General features: G+C 35.5%; 18 protein-coding genes and 3 pseudogenes. 18 read left to right on the top strand and 3 right to left on the bottom strand.

The genetic code is table 11. The features are described from left to right. The first annotated feature begins 582 nt into the window (after window positions 1–582). From AB9L17_RS14320 to AB9L17_RS14265, 12 genes and pseudogenes are all read left to right on the top strand, one after another. Window positions 583–936, top strand: coding sequence for a metal ABC transporter permease (locus AB9L17_RS14320; RefSeq protein ID WP_068984611.1), 354 nt, complete (start codon window positions 583–585; stop codon window positions 934–936). A 478-nt stretch (window positions 937–1414) separates the two neighbouring features. After that, window positions 1415–2602, top strand: coding sequence for an MFS transporter (locus AB9L17_RS14315; RefSeq protein WP_375199292.1), 1188 nt, complete (start codon window positions 1415–1417; stop codon window positions 2600–2602). A gap of 473 nt (window positions 2603–3075) precedes the next feature. Further along, window positions 3076–3219 (top strand): hypothetical protein, encoded by a 144-nt coding sequence (locus AB9L17_RS14310; protein WP_223556417.1) that lies wholly within the window; start codon window positions 3076–3078, stop codon window positions 3217–3219. Window positions 3220–3243: 24 nt separating this feature from the next. Next, window positions 3244–3593: pseudogene (locus AB9L17_RS14305) on the top strand (VOC family protein). 433 nt (window positions 3594–4026) lie between these two features. Beyond that, window positions 4027–5448, top strand: a complete 1422-nt coding sequence (locus AB9L17_RS14300) for an anion permease (protein WP_068984608.1) — start codon at window positions 4027–4029, stop codon at window positions 5446–5448. A 199-nt stretch (window positions 5449–5647) separates the two neighbouring features. Continuing rightward, the gene (locus tag AB9L17_RS14295; RefSeq protein ID WP_223556441.1) at window positions 5648–6295 is read left to right on the top strand and encodes an ArsR/SmtB family transcription factor; all 648 of its coding nucleotides are present in this window, start codon (window positions 5648–5650) and stop codon (window positions 6293–6295) included. An 87-nt stretch (window positions 6296–6382) separates the two neighbouring features. Next, window positions 6383–7648, top strand: a complete 1266-nt coding sequence (locus AB9L17_RS14290) for an MFS transporter (protein ID WP_223556438.1) — start codon at window positions 6383–6385, stop codon at window positions 7646–7648. A gap of 705 nt (window positions 7649–8353) precedes the next feature. Further along, complete coding sequence (locus AB9L17_RS14285) at window positions 8354–9517, top strand: sensor histidine kinase (RefSeq protein ID WP_223556436.1); 1164 nt, start codon at window positions 8354–8356, stop codon at window positions 9515–9517. A 5-nt stretch (window positions 9518–9522) separates the two neighbouring features. After that, on the top strand, window positions 9523–10194 hold the full coding sequence (locus tag AB9L17_RS14280) for a response regulator transcription factor (RefSeq protein WP_223556434.1): 672 nt from the start codon (window positions 9523–9525) through the stop codon (window positions 10192–10194). Window positions 10195–10386: 192 nt separating this feature from the next. Continuing rightward, window positions 10387–11406, top strand: a complete 1020-nt coding sequence (locus AB9L17_RS14275; protein WP_223556425.1) for an alpha/beta fold hydrolase — start codon at window positions 10387–10389, stop codon at window positions 11404–11406. A gap of 282 nt (window positions 11407–11688) precedes the next feature. Then, on the top strand, window positions 11689–11853 hold the full coding sequence (locus AB9L17_RS14270) for a hypothetical protein (RefSeq protein ID WP_375199291.1): 165 nt from the start codon (window positions 11689–11691) through the stop codon (window positions 11851–11853). A gap of 15 nt (window positions 11854–11868) precedes the next feature. Then, window positions 11869–12657 (top strand): annotated as a pseudogene (locus AB9L17_RS14265) (MFS transporter); the annotation flags it as partial. 60 nt (window positions 12658–12717) lie between these two features. Here AB9L17_RS14265 and AB9L17_RS14260 read toward each other — a convergent pair. Continuing rightward, window positions 12718–12891, bottom strand: coding sequence for an IS3 family transposase (locus AB9L17_RS14260; RefSeq protein WP_083226995.1), 174 nt, complete (start codon window positions 12889–12891; stop codon window positions 12718–12720). A gap of 367 nt (window positions 12892–13258) precedes the next feature. Here AB9L17_RS14260 and AB9L17_RS14255 point away from each other — a divergent pair, with 367 nt between their 5' ends. Continuing rightward, the gene (locus AB9L17_RS14255) at window positions 13259–14005 is read left to right on the top strand and encodes a hypothetical protein (RefSeq protein ID WP_375199290.1); all 747 of its coding nucleotides are present in this window, start codon (window positions 13259–13261) and stop codon (window positions 14003–14005) included. Between the two features lie 279 nt (window positions 14006–14284). Here the strand turns inward: AB9L17_RS14255 and AB9L17_RS14250 are convergent, their stop codons facing one another. Then, on the bottom strand, window positions 14285–14758 hold the full coding sequence (locus AB9L17_RS14250) for a DUF2975 domain-containing protein (RefSeq protein WP_068984605.1): 474 nt from the start codon (window positions 14756–14758) through the stop codon (window positions 14285–14287). A 113-nt stretch (window positions 14759–14871) separates the two neighbouring features. On the opposite strand from AB9L17_RS14250, the gene AB9L17_RS14245 reads away from it, so the two are divergent. Then, window positions 14872–15102 carry a DUF7010 family protein gene (locus AB9L17_RS14245; RefSeq protein ID WP_375199289.1) on the top strand — a complete coding sequence of 77 codons (231 nt, stop codon included), beginning with the start codon at window positions 14872–14874 and terminating at the stop codon, window positions 15100–15102. A gap of 196 nt (window positions 15103–15298) precedes the next feature. Here AB9L17_RS14245 and AB9L17_RS14240 read toward each other — a convergent pair whose 3' ends face one another. Further along, window positions 15299–15595, bottom strand: coding sequence for a tyrosine-type recombinase/integrase (locus AB9L17_RS14240; protein ID WP_068984604.1), 297 nt, complete (start codon window positions 15593–15595; stop codon window positions 15299–15301). Window positions 15596–15670: 75 nt separating this feature from the next. Between AB9L17_RS14240 and AB9L17_RS14235 the strand changes: the two genes are divergently transcribed. The 4 genes and pseudogenes from AB9L17_RS14235 (at window position 15671) to AB9L17_RS14220 (ending at window position 17992) form a co-directional block, all read left to right on the top strand. Continuing rightward, entirely contained in the window at window positions 15671–16243 is a 573-nt protein-coding gene (locus AB9L17_RS14235) for a hypothetical protein (RefSeq protein WP_375199288.1), read from the top strand. An 80-nt stretch (window positions 16244–16323) separates the two neighbouring features. Continuing rightward, window positions 16324–16521: pseudogene (locus tag AB9L17_RS14230) on the top strand (hypothetical protein); the annotation flags it as partial. 309 nt (window positions 16522–16830) lie between these two features. Then, window positions 16831–17457, top strand: a complete 627-nt coding sequence (locus AB9L17_RS14225; RefSeq protein ID WP_254660161.1) for a pyridoxamine 5'-phosphate oxidase family protein — start codon at window positions 16831–16833, stop codon at window positions 17455–17457. A gap of 187 nt (window positions 17458–17644) precedes the next feature. Next, window positions 17645–17992 (top strand): CPCC family cysteine-rich protein, encoded by a 348-nt coding sequence (locus AB9L17_RS14220; RefSeq protein ID WP_083226994.1) that lies wholly within the window; start codon window positions 17645–17647, stop codon window positions 17990–17992. Window positions 17993–18263: the final 271 nt, after the last annotated feature.

Raw genomic sequence — 18263 nt, 5'->3', positions numbered from 1 at the left:
AACTGCCAAGCATTAAACTACTAAACGAAATAGATTGTGACTAAGGTATTTGTATCAGGAGAATACCAACTAATATGACGGATGAAATATGAAGTTGTAGAAGGAATTAGTGAAGTGGAACTGTTATAAAAGTAGAAAAATCCATGAGGGTTTGACACAAGCTATTCGTTTTTGTGTCGTGTTTTATGCTGATGAATCGAGTAATTAAAAAGAGTGTATTGATACAAACAAATGACTAAACACCAGTATTTTTTACGAAAAATGTTGGTGTTTTTTGTGCTAGGCGAAAGTAATAAGAAAAAATTTTTAAAAGAAAATTTCATAAAATGGTTGAATTTTTTTTACATTAAGCATATATCTTTCCTAAAGGAAACAAAATATCGTCCGAGAAAGAAGAGTGAGTGAATGAAAGAGTTAGATGATGTGAAGCTAACAATTCTTCCGTTGAGTATTTTGATAATTCTTACACTTTTATGGAAACTAACAGAGTCTGTCGGAGCGGGAATGATGGTAATTGTTTTCTGGATAAGCTGGCGCCAGCTTATAAGGAAATTATTATAAATTAAGAGGGATAGAAGGACATTGCTTTCGATTACAATGCCAAAGGCTGTATGGATGTTACTCCTTGTCCTGATAATTAATATTACGTTCCTGCTATTATACTTTAAAGAAATGAAGTTAATGACCTTTAACCCAGTCTATGCTGCCTCCATTGGCATTCCAGTTGTTTTTCTATATGATGGTTTTATGACAACAATTTCCTTTACTACTGTGATATTATTTAGCGAAGCTTGGGGATACGTCCATTGCAGGGATCAAGGCAACAACTGTGGGAGTTTTTTTCGTCGTTACATTAGTAAGTCAACAATCTTCGAGTACCGTAGAAAATCGCTCGTTCGTAAATTAGAAGTTCTATTATGTGGAAGCATCGTTTGATCATGTATTCAAACGATGCTTTTTTGTTATTTTATTGTGTCTATTTCAAACTTTTGCATGATACTTATTTTCTGTAAAAACAGTATACTTTTGAGAGTAAATGGAAAAGGGGAGACAACCGGATGGTTAGATGTTTTATAAAAATGGTGGATGAGCAAGAATTAGTAACAAAATACATATGCATGTAAGTAGAAAATATTTTATAGGAACACAAAAATTTCAAAGTTTGTAATTTTTGAGGGTCATCACCGAAAGTTGTGGATGGCATTTGTTAAGACGTATGTTTTGTAAGTTGATTGGAGTGAAGACTGGACTTTTGTAACGACTACAAGTGTTGATGGAATTCATCATGAAGCGCACAGTCGGAACGGAAACCAACCACACGTTATGGTGATGAGCCAGATTTATATGTACGAATATTTGTAATTTTGTTACTATTGAAGTAATTAATTGAAAGTGAATCAACAAGGAGATGCGCATGTGGCATAATCGGAATGTATGGATAATTTTATTAGGTGAATTTGTCGTAGGTCTTGGCTTGTGGGCTGGGATTATAGGGAATCTAGCTTTTATGCAAGAGGTTGTTCCCTCTGACTTTCACAAATCATTAATTATTGCTTGCGGTATACTAGCAGGTTTAGTCGTAGGTCCGTTGGCGGGTCGTATTATTGACCAGTCGAAGAAAAAAACAGTGGTGCAGCAGGCAAGTATAGGACGAATTATAAGTGTGTTATTTATGTTTATGGCACTTTATACAAATTCGGTTATTTGGATGATTCTTTTTTTAATAACATTGCAAATAGCAGCTGCCTTTTATATGCCGGCGCTACAATCTATCATTCCAATGATTGTCAAGGATAAGGATTTAATTACATTAAATGCTTGGCAAATGAATGCTCGAACGATATCTAGAATTATTGGAACTGCTGCGGCAGGATTTATGTTAAGTTTCTTTGAGCTTAAATGGTTGTACATCATTTCATTGATCGTCTATATGATGATGTTTGTTATTACGAGCTTCCTACAATTAGAGGAAACGGCTAATGAGTCGAAAACAAATAAGGAAAAGGGTAGTTTTAAAGAGGTATTACCAATGGTGAAGGAGCACCCTGTTGTATTGATGACACTTGTTCTAATGTTAATTCCAACATTATTTTTAGGGTCCTTTAATTTAGTTATTATGAAAATTTCTGAAATCCATCAGTCAACGACGATATCAGGATTATTGTATACGGTTGAAGGTATCGGTTTTATGCTAGGTGCAGCAGGTTTAAAATTGATTACTGAACGGGTGAAAATAGGAACACTGCTCTTTTCATTAGCATTTATCATTGGTTCGATGGAGCTAATGCTATTATTATCGGATATTAAATTCTTTGCGCTCATGACATTTGGCATTTTTGGTTTTTCAGTAGGCTGTTTTTTCCCAACGACAATGGTGATTTTTCAAAAGCAAGTACCAAAAGATTTTCACGGACGATTTTTCTCATTCCGAAATATGATCGATTCCGTCATCTTTCAAGTCGTATTATTGTCGACAGGCATGATGTTAGATTTAATTGGTCTAAGTGGTATGGGGCTAGTTTTCGGCGTCATTAGTTTAAGTTTAACAATATCTTTTTTACTATATTCAAAGAAAAAGAATGTTGTCATGCATGTGCATTAAGTGAGTAAAAATTAATATTTCTTTTTTAGGAACTGTCAATCTTCGTCGTACTTTTGACAGTTCTTTCTTATTTTCACTATATTTGAAGAGAGAGGTATTTAGCTATAGGCACATTATTTGAATGAAGAGAACAACCTTTTTGAATCGGATCAATTAATGGAATATGGCTTATTGAGTTAACTTTGGTTTTATTTTAGAAAAATTGGACAAACTGAAATGTATTTTTCAAAGTAGTAATATATACTCGATTTATGTAAAAACTTGCTATGTTAACTAATTTATAGCTCATCGCCAAAAGTTGTGGATGACATTTGTTAAGACGTATGCTTTGTATATTAGTTGATTGGAGTGGAGACTGGGCGACTCCTTGGGGATTAGCGGTAGAGGAACGAAGGCTAAGAGCATCACGTCCTGTGATAACGCCTTCGTGACCTACATCGTGTAGGCCCGAGACCCTGGAGCGAGCAACGCGAGTGAAGCAACTCATCGGACGCCCCCAGGAAGCTCTGCTCTGCGCGAAAGCGAAGCGTCAGCGGCAAATGTTTTATCTGTGCGAAAGCGAAGCGACAGCAACAAAGCGCCCAGTTGGAACGGAAATCAACCACACGTTATGGTGATGATCCTAATTTATTGGAGGAAATATAAAACTTGGTGCATTCTCTGTAAGTTTAAGTGTAAAAGACATTCACAAATCAAAAACATTTTACGAAAATCTTGGATTTCAAGTATTCGGGGGGATATTACTCAAAATTGGCTCATTATGAAGAATGAAAGCTGTATAATTGGTCTATTCCAAGGAATGTTCCAAAAGAATATTCTAACTTTTAATCCAGAATGGAATGAAAATGCCGAAAATCTAAATTCGTTTACAGACATTCGAGACATTCAGAAACATCTTAAAGCAAAAGGAATTAAAATATTATCTGAAGCAGATGAAACAAGCGATGGCCTTGCAAGTTTTACAATTACAACACAGATGAAAACAAAATAATATTTCTAACCAAAATAAAGTGTGCTCTTTGTAAAGGTCATTTTAAAAAGCTCTTGGCAACTTGAAGAAGATGATGTCTGCATTGTGCAGTTGTCATCTTTTTTAGGTTCCACTACCTCGATCATGATTGTAATAGGTCATAAAACTTTTGATTTCTTCTCTAGTGTCTCACATTTTTAAAACCCCCATTCCACCTGCTGTAAGTATATATTGTAAAAAAAATCCTATAAAAAGTTTGTTTTTATCAATAGATTAACATAATAGATAAATATTTCTAATTCGAGACCGTTTTTTTCTAAAAAATGTACCAAAACTCTTTTCATCTATTACATAAAGCATATATAATACTTATGTTTTTTAGATAATGGGGAAATATTAAAACATGGGAGAAATCACTTTTGAAAATACATTGGGGTAAAGGAGCATTTACATCATGAAAGAAGAAAAAAGTGCAGTCAAATGGGTTCCTTTCTTAATTACCCTTGCTGTTGGTGTGGCTATTTGGTTTTGTCCAGTACCTTCAGGAGTAGATGAAAAGGCGTGGCATCTATTTGCTATTTTTGTTGCGACAATTATAGGATTTATTACTAAACCGTTGCCAATGGGTGCTGTATCCATTATTGCTATGGCTGTGATTGCCATAACAAATACATTAACCATTGAAGAGACATTAAGCGGTTTTGGCAATTCAACAATTTGGCTAATTGTCATTGCCTTCTTTATTTCACGTGGATTTATTAAAACGGGACTAGGAGAACGAATTGCCTATCTATTTGTTCGTCTTTTTGGGAAAAAAACCTTGAGTCTGTCTTATTCATTACTAGCGAGTGATTTAATATTAGCGCCAGCTATTCCTAGTAATACAGCTCGTGCTGGTGGTGTTATATTTCCAATCATCCAATCATTATCTCATACCTTTGGATCTAAACCAGAAGACGGTACAGAGCGTAAGATGGGGGCCTTTCTTTTGACGGTAGGCTTTCAAGGTAATTTAATAACATCTGCTATGTTTATGACAGCCATGGCAGCGAATCCTTTAATTGTAAAGCTGGCAAGTGATACAGCTGGAGTAACGATTACTTGGTTTGGCTGGGCGGTGGCTATGATTGTCCCTGGGCTAACAGCTTTAATCGTTGTTCCTTATATTATTTATAAAATCTATCCGCCTGAAATCAAGCAGACACCAGAAGCAGCAGCTATCGCTAAACAGAAGCTGGATGAATTTGGTCCACTGAAAAGTTCTGAAAAGCGAATGATTGTAGTATTTATTGTTGTGTTATCGTTATGGATTGGCGGAGACTCTTTAGGAATTAGTGCCACTACATCAGCTCTAATCGGTCTTTCCTTGCTTTTATTGTTAAATGTATTAACATGGGCAGATATCAAAAAGGAAGAAGGGGCATGGGATACGCTTGTCTGGTTTGCAACATTATTTATGATGGCATCTTTTATGAACAAGCTAGGACTAATTCCATGGTTTAGTAATGAAGTTGGTGGACTTGTATCTGGGTATAGTTGGGTATGGGCTGTTGTAATATTAGCATTAGTGTATTTCTACTCCCATTATTTCTTTGCGAGTTCCACTGCTCATATTAGTGCGATGTATGCAGCCTTTTTATCTGTTATGTTGCAAGCAGGGGCACCAGCTATGCTAGCAGCTATATTATTAGCAGCATTTAGTAATTTATTTGGCGCCACTACCCATTATGGTTCTGGTCCAGCACCGGTCTTTTTTGGTGCAGGTTATATTGAACAAAAAAAGTGGTGGACAGTTGGATTTGTCGTTTCCGTTGTTACCATTCTGATTTTTACTATAGTCGGAGGATTATGGTGGAAGCTTCTTGGTTATTGGTAAAATAATGCTTCTGTATCCGGATAGAATGGAGTTCTATCCGGATATTTTTATTGTTGAAGGTGTGAATAACTAAGGGCATAGTTGTCGTCTAGGCTAATGCGCAATATCTCGAGGCTATTGTATTGACAATAGTAAAATTTAGAATTATTATTCAGCTATTCAATAAATTAATTGAATAGTTTAAAGGTGGTCATCTGTATTGAATGAACGAAATTTAAAGGATTTGTTATATCAAGAGTTCGCAAGGATTGGAAAAAGTTTATCAAGTCCTAAACGATTGGAAATTCTTGATATATTATCACAAGGCCCAAAGTCTGTAGATGCTTTAGCCAAAAGTACGGATATGTCAGTTGCCAATGTGTCTCAACATTTAAAAACACTTTTTAATTCGAGATTGGTTAAATTTAAGAAGGAAGGAAATTTTGTTATTTATGAACTAGCAGATGAAGTTATTTCTGATTTTTTAATCACATTCCATGCTTTAGCAGAAAAGCAGCTTATCCAAGTTCAACAAATTAAAGAAGAATTCTTAAATGAACAACTTGGCTTAGAAGGAATAACACTTTCAGAGCTTATTCCTCGAATGGAGAAAGGTGAGGTTTTACTATTGGATGTAAGACCGAAAGAAGAATTTGCCGAGGCGCATATTCCAGGTGCTATTTCGATTCCTATTGAAGAATTGGAGGATACACTTTCGTCTTTACAAGTAAATTGTGATGTGGTTGCTTATTGCAGAGGACCTTATTGTTTAATGTCTGCAGATGCGGTAAAGATTCTTAAGGCAAACGGAATTAAGGCATTTCGAATGGAACAGGGCGTTAAAGAATGGCTACAATTTGCGAAATAATTAAATTAGAGTTGAAGTTGTCGAATAGGCTTAAAAAATGGGTATAATTTTAATCATTTATATTAAGTAGAAAGAAGGTGTATATAAGTGTTTGGTCAATCACAAGATTCTATTGAGAGTTATATAGATTCACCTGAAAAGCTAAAAAATTTATATAGGCGTGTGCTGTTTGTTGTGAGTCTTTCCCAAATATTTGGTGGGGCAGGGCTTGCAGCAGGGATTACGGTTGGTGCTCTTTTAGCTCAACAAATGCTTGGCACGGATGCCTATGCAGGGGTGCCCTCTGCTTTATTCACGTTAGGGTCAGCAATAGCAGCTTTTATCGTAGGTAAACTATCTCAACGTTATGGACGTCGTACAGGTTTATCGACAGGTTTTATTGTAGGTGGACTGGGGGCAATTGGTGTTGTAATTGCTGCCATGATGAATAGTGTCATTTTATTATTTGCTTCTCTACTAATCTATGGTGCAGGGACTGCGACAAATTTACAAGCTCGCTATGCAGGGACAGATTTAGCAAATAATAAACAACGAGCAACCGCTATCAGTACGACAATGGTTATGACAACATTCGGGGCTGTGGCAGGTCCGAATTTAGTAGAAATTATGGGTCAATTTGCTACTTCTATTGGTGTTCCGGCACTCGCAGGTCCTTTTATTTTATCAGCTACAGCTTTTATTTTAGCAGGTCTTGTTCTTTTTATTATGTTGCGTCCTGATCCATTAGAGATTGCAAAAAGGATTGAAGCGCATAAACAAAAATATGAACAAAAAAATAAGACGGAATCCTTTAATAAAGAAATCAATAAAAGAGGTCTTACAGTAGGTGCAACGGTGATGGTACTTACTCAAATTGTAATGGTTGCAATTATGACAATGACACCTGTACATATGAAACATCATGGTCATGGTTTGGCGGCAGTTGGTATTGTTATAGGATTTCATGTAGGTTCCATGTATCTTCCTTCGCTCGTAACAGGTATACTTGTTGATAAAATTGGACGAACAGCTATGAGTATTGCTTCAGGAGTGACTTTGTTATTTGCTGGTTTATTAGCTGCATTCGCACCGAGCGATTCTATGGTTCTATTAATAGTTGCTCTTTCTTTACTAGGATTAGGTTGGAACTTTGGCTTAATTAGTGGTACTGCTCAAATAGTTGATTCGACAGAGCCTTCTACACGTGCAAAAACGCAAGGGAAAATTGATGTTTTAGTTGCACTAGCAGGAGCTTCTGGTGGTGCTCTTTCGGGGATGGTAGTGGCTAATGCAAGTTATGCAGTATTATCTTTAGCTGGAGGGCTTTTATCCTTATTACTTATTCCTGTTGTCATTTGGTCGAGACGAGCTTGAGATGACGATACGTTTCAATGCATGATACTGTCCGAACAAGCAAGTATTTTATTAATAAGAACATCTGTTAGATATAGCCTTTCCTCAGAAACATTGCTTATGACACGAACTGGGCAGTTTAGTTGAAATTAAAAAAGTTCATATTTGTGAACTTTTTTAATTTTGACCACTAAGAATTTAATTTTTCCTTAAATGCTTTAGTTTATTATCCTCGCATATATTTTATCTAGATGCTCAAGATGTTTGAGTCCCCAAGTTTTCATAGAAACTAACACTGGTATTAGTCCTCTACCATACTCAGTCATGGAAAACAATGTTGTATGTCAGTACTTAGTCCATGATCACAACATTGTTTATTTTGAGTTCAGTTGAAGAAGGAAATGGTATAATTAAAAAATGCATATGATAAATATTCCAATTAATAATACATATAATGGGTAATTATCTGTAAAAACCTAATTTAACAAAAGGAGATATCATCTCTAAATTATTTAGTGGGCGAGAAATTAAAAAAAAAGGGACATTAATCGGAATTGTAATAAAAGATAGTAGCTTGGAGTTTAGAGATACTAAATAAATACAAAGAATTGAAAATGTTTACTTCTTTGAAACTGCAATTGCAGGCAATTTATAATCTCCAGGTAGGATTTGAAAATGATTAGTATTAGGAATGATGGTATATACACCGAAGATGGGGGAATAAAAGTGGAAGCAATAATAGATCAAAGGAAATGGCATTGGCCCGACTATTTTCTTTTTCTTATGCGTACGGTATGGTTTTCTTTTAATGGATACGCGATATTCGTTAGTACGATTGGTTCGGAAAAGTGGATTGTTTTTTTATGGGCTAGTTGTTCTTATATCATACCCCATCTATTTTATCGGCCTGGGCTTATAAAGTTCCATTATTATTTAATGGCCGAGGTGTTGTTAACGGGGTCTTTGTTTATTTACTTATCAAGTCAGTATGATATATCAGTGACTTACAGTTTTTTACTTGTGCCTATCCTTACTCTTGCTTATGCATGTCAAGTTAAGCCATTAATTTGGTTAGGACCTTTCGCCGTATCTGCTAGTACATGGGCAGGCAGTCTCTTCACTAATCAGGATTTCTTTAAACTCTTCATTGATACTACTATTTTTTATGGTATTGGGTTTTGCTTAGGAAGGATGACCATCGTCAATAAAGCTAATAAAGAGTTAATTGCCTCTATAGAGGAAAAAAATAAGGATTTGAAGTATTACTCAAAAAAAATTGAGGAACTGACGATAAAGGAAGAACGAAATAGAGTTTCACAAGATTTGCATGATACGGTAGGCCATATTTTCACATCGGTCATAACAAGCTTAGACGCCCTTCCTTTTCTATATCAGGCAGATCAAAAAGAAGCAGAAAAAAGTATAAAAGAGATTTCAGATTTAGCACGGAATGGCTTGAACGATGTGAGAAAGACAATTCACCATATGTCTCCAATGGACCATCAGACACTTGTTGAATCAGTGAAAGAATTGATTGCTGATTTTATGAAACATACATCAACAGATATACAACTGAGTGTCAAAGGGGAAGCGACCAAAATCAGTGAAAGAGTAAAGTTTGCCATTATTCGTTGTATCCAAGAAGGACTTACAAATGCGAAAAGACATGGTCAGGCTACTTTTATTAAAGTAAATATTTCGTTTGAACAAGAAGAATTGATTTTTCTTATCGAAGATAATGGAAATGGTTGTCATAAATTAAATTTAGGATTTGGCTTACGTTCCATGAAAGATCGAATATCGGAATTAGCGGGTACGGTTAACTTTGATTCTAAATTGAATAATGGTATGAGGATCACGTGTAACATACCTATGGCAAAGGAAGTTTAATGATCATGATTAAAGCGGCAATCGTTGAAGATCAAGAGATTCTAAGAAAAAGTTTAAAAATTGTGATTGAAAATATTTCTGACATTGAGATTGTTGGAACTGCAGAAAATGGAGAAGAGGCAATTGCTTTATGCGAAAGGGAAAACCTTGATATTCTTTTAATGGATATTCAAATGCCGGTGATGGATGGGGTTAAGGCAACAGAAGAAATAAAAAAACGTTGGCCCAATATAAAAGTGATCATCCTTACTACTTTTCAAGATGTCACTCATGTGTTGAATGCCTTAAATGCTGGAGCAGAGGGTTATATATTAAAGGCTGTTGATCCAGAATATTTAGTTCAGGGAATTAAAATGGTGTATCACGGAGGCTCCCTCATTCCTCAACAATTAGCAAAAGAGGTGTTTGGTCAAATACAATTAAAAAATAACTCATACACGGATCAAGACCATAACTCTATGATTCATCCCTATGATTTAAATAATCAAGAAATAAAAGTTCTCAAATGTTTAACCCAAGGATTGTCCAATAAAGACATTACAGAAAAAATGTTTCTTTCTATGGGAACTGTGAAAAACTATGTTTCTACCATTTATTCGAAATTGAATGTAAAAAACAGATCTTCCGCTATTACTAAAGCAATGGAAGAGAGTCTTATAGAAGATAAGAAACATTAAATAAGAGAGCGTAGATGAAGTTAAATTGACTTTGTCTATGCTCTTTTTTTGATTGCAGCCCCTTATTTTAAAATATTTGCCAAAAGTCATAATTTGTCGTTTTATTTATAAATATATATGACTTATTAGTGACTTACCGGCACTACAATATATTACTTTTCAATTGTAGTGTATTGGGTAAGGAGGGATTAGATGAAAAACTTAAAGAGATTAATAAAATATGTCGGTGTATTCATTATTATAATACTGGTAATCGCACTTTTCAGGCCCACATGGACTTCGAATATAAAAGGGAATAACAGTATTAGCGTCTTAGAACAAGTTAAGATCAACGGTACCAAACAGCAAATCATGATTCGAGGTCGTGATCAAAATAACCCGGTCATTATTTATGTACACGGGGGGCCGGGTATGTCCGAAATTCCTTATGCAGATAAGTACGAAGACTTATTAGAAAAGGATTTCACTGTCGTTAATTACGATCAAAGAGGAAGCGGCAAATCGTATCATTTTAATGAGGATTATTCTAATTTAACGGCAGAGTTACTAGTAGATGATTTATTAGAACTTACGGATTATATTTCGAAACGCTTTGGTAAAGAGAAAGTGATCTTAATGGGTCATTCTTACGGCACATACTTAGGAACAATGGCTGCTTATAAAGCTCCAGAAAAATATGAAGCCTATATTGGGATTGGTCAGATGAGTAATATGCAAGAAAGTGAAATAGATAATTTGAATAATACGATAAGTGAAGCGAAAAAAGCCGGAAATACAGAAGATGTGAAGTACTTAGAGGGGGTCGCTGAAAAAATACATGCTGGAGAGGCAGTGACTCCAAGAGGTTATGTGTATAAGTACGGCGGCGCTACAAGACTTATTAATATGTCGGATGGCGATATACTATTAAGTCGTGAATATAATTTGTTGGATTTTATTCGCTATAACAATGGAGCTGCTAATTCTCAAGAACGGCTTGTAAAAGAAACCTTGGATAAGCCGCTATCTAAGATCGTTACCAAACTTGAGTTACCATTTTATTTTGTAATGGGTAAATACGACGCAATGACTTCATCGAATGCAGCAAAAAAATATTTTGATATACTTGAAGCGGATCAAAATGGGTTCATTTCTTTTGAGGAGTCAGCTCATTATCCACAATTTGAAGAGAAGGAAAAATTTTATAACTGGATGTGCGACACATTTAAATAGGGTAGCTTTTTTCTTACATTGAATGTGAGATTGTGAAGAATTGTACTTTAACAGGCAACCTAAGAAGAAGCTATTGTAGGAAAACTCAGGTAAAAATGATCAAACTTTTTTAAAAGCTGAACTTAAATCGACCGAAGAAGAATGCATTTTGATGATCTTCTTTCAAAATGGATTCTTCGAAAAATATGTTAACGAGGAACGAGGTATTTTTACTTTATAATTATTTATAATAGAAAGATTAAAGGCTTAGGAGTTATTTCTAAGTCTTTTTGGAGGTTTTCGGTGAAAGAAAAGGTTATGAATATAGCATTGATTTCTTATGTGTTCAAAAAGATTCGTTTGTTGGCGTTAGGTACACAAATTGCTAGCAGACTTGCACATAACGCAACAGGCAAGAGACTCTCCCTAAAAAGTGTCACAGCAGTAGATTTTTATTTTAGTTTGTAAATTGGTTACTAAACAACAACACTTGGGGCTGTGGCAGGTCCGAATTTAGTAGAAATTATGGGCAATTTTGCGGTTTCTATTGGTGTGCCGGCGCTTGCAGATCCATTTATTTTATCAGCTACAGCATTTATTTTAGCAGGTCTTGTTCTTTTTATTATGTTGCGTCCTGATCCATTAGAGATTGCAAAAAGGATTGAAGCGCATAAACAAAAATATGAACAAAAAAATATGACGGAATCCTTTAATAAAGAAATCAATAAAAGAGGTCTTACAGTAGGTGCAACGGTGATGGTACTTACTCAAATTGTAATGGTTGCAATTATGACAATGACACCTGTACATATGAAACATCATGGTCATGGTTTGGCGGCAGTTGGTATTGTTATAGGATTTCATGTAGGTTCCATGTATCTTCCCTCGCTTGTAACAGGTATTCTTGTTGATAAAATTGGACGAACAGCTATGAGTATTGCGTCAGGAGTGACTTTGTTATTCGCTGGTTTATTAGCTGCATTCGCACCGAGCGATTCTATGGTTCTATTAATAGTTGCTCTTTCTTTACTAGGATTAGGTTGGAACTTTGGCTTAATTAGTGGTACTGCTCAAATAGTTGATTCGACAGAGCCTTCTACACGTGCAAAAACGCAAGGGAAAATTGATGTTTTAGTTGCACTAGCAGGAGCTTCTGGTGGTGCTCTTTCGGGGATGGTAGTGGCTAATGCAAGTTATGCAGTATTATCTTTAGCTGGAGGGCTTTTATCCTTATTACTTATTCCTGTTGTCATTTGGTCTAGAAAAGCTTGAGATTCCTCTAAACTATAATGAGAGACGAAATGTTGTAGATGTTTTTAAATACTCAAAAGTTTAATCTTCTATCATGGCGATTAAAGCAGTAATAATGATTTTGTGCCAAGTGTAACGCATTGAGTTTAACCACTTTGCGGCTTGAACCCTGAATGCTAAAGGGATCAAGCCGTTTAATCGTTTCTGGTAGCGATGGTGATTATAAAAATGAATATAGTCATCAATAGCTTGTATTAACTCTCCCTATGAATCGTACTTATTTAAATAATACTTCCTTCACTTCATTGTGCCCCAATATGCTTCAATCGGTTCGTTATCAGTATCGATCAACACGCGACCTTCTAATCTACTTATAAATTCTATTCCACAATATGATCCTTTCCTTGAATAACATTTTCAGTTTTATTGATCAAACTTTATTTAGAAACTACACCAACATATTGTGGTTCCAGTTTTTTTATTTGATACAATTAAGTAGAATGATGAAGTTGGCAATTAGGAACGGAGGGAAAGTTTGATTAAGTGGGATAGCGATGTATGGGGTAAGCTGAAAGGTCCGTATGGTTCTGCAGACAACGTACCTGTGTTATTGCAGCAACTGATGCAGGAGTATAGCCAGGAGGTTTTTGACGAACTCTTTCAGGAATATTTGTTCCATCAAAACACGATATATACGGCTACTTACGCAGCGATGCCGTTTTTAGCACAGCTAGCATGCTCCACTTCGGATGCGGAAGTGCGCAAAGAACTGTATATCAATTGCGGTATCATCGAGGCAAGCCGTGATGGGAGAGATGAGGCACCATTCCCGGCAACATGGGCTGAACTAGCTGAGGATGTAGGTAGCTCTGTTTGCACTGAATTGTATAGAGAATATGTAGAGGCAATTGACAAGCTAAGGACGCTTACAAAGGAAGTGTTCGACTATGCATCCCAACAAACTATGGATGAGATAAAGAAGCGTTACATCCTTATGGCGGATGCTGCTTATCGCGGCTCATATATCCCTGCCAATATGTTAATGACGTTCAGTGAAGGTGATGAGTATGTCGCCGTCTGTCCGGCTTGCGAGGGAGAGGTTTATTTATGGCCTATTGAAGACCAAGCAGGAATTCTTCAAGCCTATGAACACGATCCCGTCTTTCACACGGGTCAAGAACCACAAGTGATTGTCCCAGTCACTTCATTTGCTGATGAAGAAGTACGAACATTAACGGAGCGGGCAGCAGCTATCGGAGAGCAAATATTGACCGAGCATTTGCATTATTTAGCGGGGGAAACAATATGTCCATCCTGCAGTGAGAAAATTTCCGTATGGCCGTCATTACTAAGCACCTTTTCAAAGTAGTAGCTATCTACAAGATGACAAGTCCTCTGCACCGAAACTCTTTTTCGAAGAACTTTTACGTAGTTGGAAGGATGAATGAGACATTTAAACAAATGAAAAGGGGTTTTTCTCCTCTTCCGAGATCATAAAAGTATCTTGTAAAAAGGAGAAATCACGATTTTGATATTCAACAATCGGGCGCAATTCTTGAAAAAGAATAGGCGCCAATTTTTCATTTAAGAGCCATTTAATTTAATAGGGAAAAAAGATATTATACCTGCAAAATAAACATCTGCATTTTTATTTCTTTTTTTCTAGGATATTTTTTAATGGCTTTTGAAGTACGTCCATAATGGCAGTGATGATAGCTGTTGCTAATATCCCTATTAGTCCAAGTGCTATTGGACCTGCTGGGTCATCACCCGTGAACATGGCATACACCCTTAAGTAAACTATTACTAATAAAATTAAGAAAATAATTGTAAAAGCGCATTTTTTTATAACCTTCAAGGATTTAAGGGATGACTCAGAAAAAGCGTTGTTACTATCGATATAACTCAATAGTTTATATGCTTGATACAAAGCTACAGAAAACGTAATGCATACTCCATACGCACATATTAACAACGGATATATCGAGTAATCTCCTGGACGCTCTATAGCATCTCTTCTGGCTGCTTCAGGCAACAAAAATATACACACGACAACTACCGCAATTCCAATAAGAAAAGCAACAACCTTTAAGAAAAAAGTTGAACCTAGTTTACCATTCATCTAAAGCACCTCACTGATTTAATGATTATTTGATTTTAATATAATGTTTATCGATTATCAATAAATTTATTTTGTTTTTTATTATATTATTATTGTTTTGAATATTGATTTGATTGTTATGTGGGAATCGTACGAGGTTTTGGTTTAACATTATTTTCGCGGCAGAGGGTTTAGCAATAGCAATTACAATTGCTGTCTGTAACGCTACTCGTCACACTGAACTTTTACCTGTCTTAATAGCTATTATTGTCGGTGTTCATTTTATCCCATTGGCCCCTCTATTCCAAGTTAAATTCTATTATTTTACAGGTGCACTCCTTTGTTTACTTGCTATTATTACATGACTGTTTGTGCCTGCGAAGATCACACTAGGGGGACATCAAATAAATGCATTTATGTCTGTGGTAGGCTTTGGCTCTGCCCTAATCTTGTGGAGAACTGGTCGGGCAATATGGTTAATGGGTAGAAGACTGCTAGGTATCGGTCCCGAAATAAATAACTAAAGAAGTGAGATGGTACTTTACAGCGAAAAAATATGCCCTATACATTGAGGGATAAAATTTTGTTGAGGTAAAAAAAGACTATGAAGATTTTTACTTCAACTAACTGGTGCGTTAATTGAACAGAGAGATATTTATTAAGGTGTTTCTCTGTTTTAAATAAACTAAAAATATTTCTGTTAAATTCCTTCCTAAGCTTTCCACTTAGTTGTGCATAAATCCGAGTAGTTTCACTTTTTTTATGCCCCATTAAACTTTGAATTACTTCAATGGGTGCACCATTGTTTAATAGGTGTCCAACAATCGGGCCATTTAATGGAATAATATTACCAAGCAAAACTAGATCTCTATGTTAATATTAGTATTAGATTATAAAAAATACTAAACCCGGGTGATAGTAGGAGAGATTGAGGTGATTTATTTGAAGAAAGCGATGACACTTCTGGCTTTCATTTTTATTGGCATTTTTATGATAGGCTCTTTTCCTTCGATTACAAGTGCTTGTTCGTGTGCAGATTTACCAAGTGTAGAAGAAGAATATGAACGTTCAAAAGCCGTATTTAGTGGGAAAGTTGTTGATATAAAAGAGAAACTAAGTTTAAAAGGATATACAACTAAATCAGTTCTTTTTGAGGTAACGAACACCTGGAAGGGTATTGAACAATCACAAATTATCATTACTACTGGTCAAGGTGGAGGCGATTGTGGATATAATTTTATAAAGGGAGAAGAATATTTGGTTTATGCTAACGAATCAATTATGAACGAGGCAAAATCGCTTGTATCAACCATGTGTGATCGTACCGGTGTGTTGAGTTCTTCACAGGAGGATTTGGAGGTACTTGGAGAAGGACAGCCCCCGATTGAAGAAGTTAATTTAAGTGGTAAACATAATAGAAATCATATATATATTTGGGCTGCAGTGGCAGTAGCTATTGGCATTGTTGTGTTTTTCATTTTATATAAAAGAAAAAGGTTGGATTAGTGGTTGAATAAAGCATTTTAAACATTGCGATTTATGTTGATAAATTTACTACCTCTCCAACGTGCTGTATATGGTAGCGACTTCTCGCTGGATTTGTTGTTCTCACTTCTATAAAAAAAGGTATGGAAAGTAAGGTCGCTTTTATAAAAGCAAATATGGAAGAAGAGGAAAATCCATCAAAAGCTAAATCCGTAATTTGGTGGATATGGAGTACCACTGCTTGGGGGATAGTAAGTATTTTTCTTGTTGTTTGGTGTTTTCATAATTACTTTGGATAACTGTTGGCTTCAAATGTGCTTAAAAAAACAGGTACTTTAGTATTAATTGTCTGAAGTGTTACTGTAATGTCTATTCTTGAATAATAAATACTAAATACATTATAAATTCAATAAACGTTCCCAAATGAAAGTTTGAAAACACACTTAAAGTCAACAAAATGAAGTTTAGTTATTCCGTAAAAGGGCGCTTTCATGGAATAAGAATTGCTCCCTTTTTGCTTTTAAGGTTCATTTAATTTAAGAAGAATGGTTTTATCAGTTCATATGTTAGTCTTAAATCGAAGGAGCGAAGTCTGTTTGAAACAAAATATAAAATTTAAAAATACTATTGAAACTGAAGAAGAATTACGTTCAATTATTGGATTTCCGAGTGATTTAGTAATAAGAAAGGTGATTACAGATTTAGACCATCATTGTTATGATTTTATTTCTAAGTCACCTTTTTTGGTGATTTCAACTTCTGATAATTTAGGTTTCTGTGATGTTTCACCAAGAGGGGATATGCCTGGCTTTGTTCGTGTACTAGATAATAAGCATTTAATTATTCCAGAAAGACCAGGAAACAAAAGAATAGATTCTATGCGTAATATTATATTAAATCCGAAAGTGGGTCTTTTATTTTTTATTCCGGGATTAGGGGAAACACTCAGAGTTAACGGTAAGGCTTATTTGGTAAAAGATGATGAACTACTTGAAAAGATGGCTGTTAAAGGACAAAAACCTATTGTAGGTATTGGAGTGGAAGTAGAGGAATGTTTCATACATTGTGCAAAAGCTTTTAAGAGGTCAAAATTATGGGAACCGTCTACTTGGGCTAATAAAGAAACATTACCATCTGCTGCTAAAATTTTATTTGAACACGCTAAGATTCCAAACTCTAGTGTTGATATAATTGCTGAAAGACTTCAGGAAAGTTATACAAAAAGACTTTATTGAAAAGGTGTTTTTCTTAATCAATGCTCAGCAATGATCTTCAAACGTTCGCTTTTCTGGAATAAGGAAAGTGCTTTTCATAAAGATTGTTGTTCCAGAACTTAGGTAAAGAGAATTTGAAGGGTTTTACCACAATTTTTGATAAATTAATGAGGATAAAGTTGACGGGTATGTTGGAGGTCTATGAAAAATGAAAAACGAAGAAAATAAGACAAAAAAATACGTGCCAAAAATAAACTACGATGATACAACTAACTGCGAACATGACATTGAATCTGATATAGTAGTTGGAAATTCACCATGCCCTTGCTGCGAGTTTATTACAATTCCGAATAATGGCGATGCCCCTGCTTACATTTGCCCCGTATGTTTTTGGGAGATGGATTTGTTTATTCAAAGTAATGTTGAGGCAAGTGACCAAAACAATGGCTTAACATTGACTGAAGCAAGAAAAAATTATCAAAGTTTTGGGGCAATATTGCCCATGTTAAAGAAGTCTTGCAGGCAACCAAAAGAATATGAATATCCAACAAAATGAAGGAGCAGATTCAAAGTTGATTGAAGTGGAAGACGGCGACTATGGGAGGGCGAGGGGACAGGTGAAACAAACAACGAAAGCGAAGCAAACGGGTTGGTTCACAGCACGCCCTCCGGAACGTGTCCGTCTGGAACGGAAATCAACGGTTTTACACTGTTCAAGAATCGGTTGCGATTGTTTAATGTGTCAATGTTCTTATTCAACTCCCATGAAAGAATTTAATTATCTTTCTGTGATGAGGTGCTGCTTTTTGCGCTACATAGATGGCTAA

Origin of the sequence: Lysinibacillus sp. RS11, from assembly GCF_042019215.1 — a bacterium.
In the GTDB taxonomy this organism is placed as follows: Bacteria; Bacillota; Bacilli; order Bacillales_A; family Planococcaceae; genus Lysinibacillus; species Lysinibacillus xylanilyticus_A.
The sequence above is the reverse complement of the archived record's forward strand: the minus strand, read 5'-3'. Positions and strand labels throughout refer to the sequence as shown.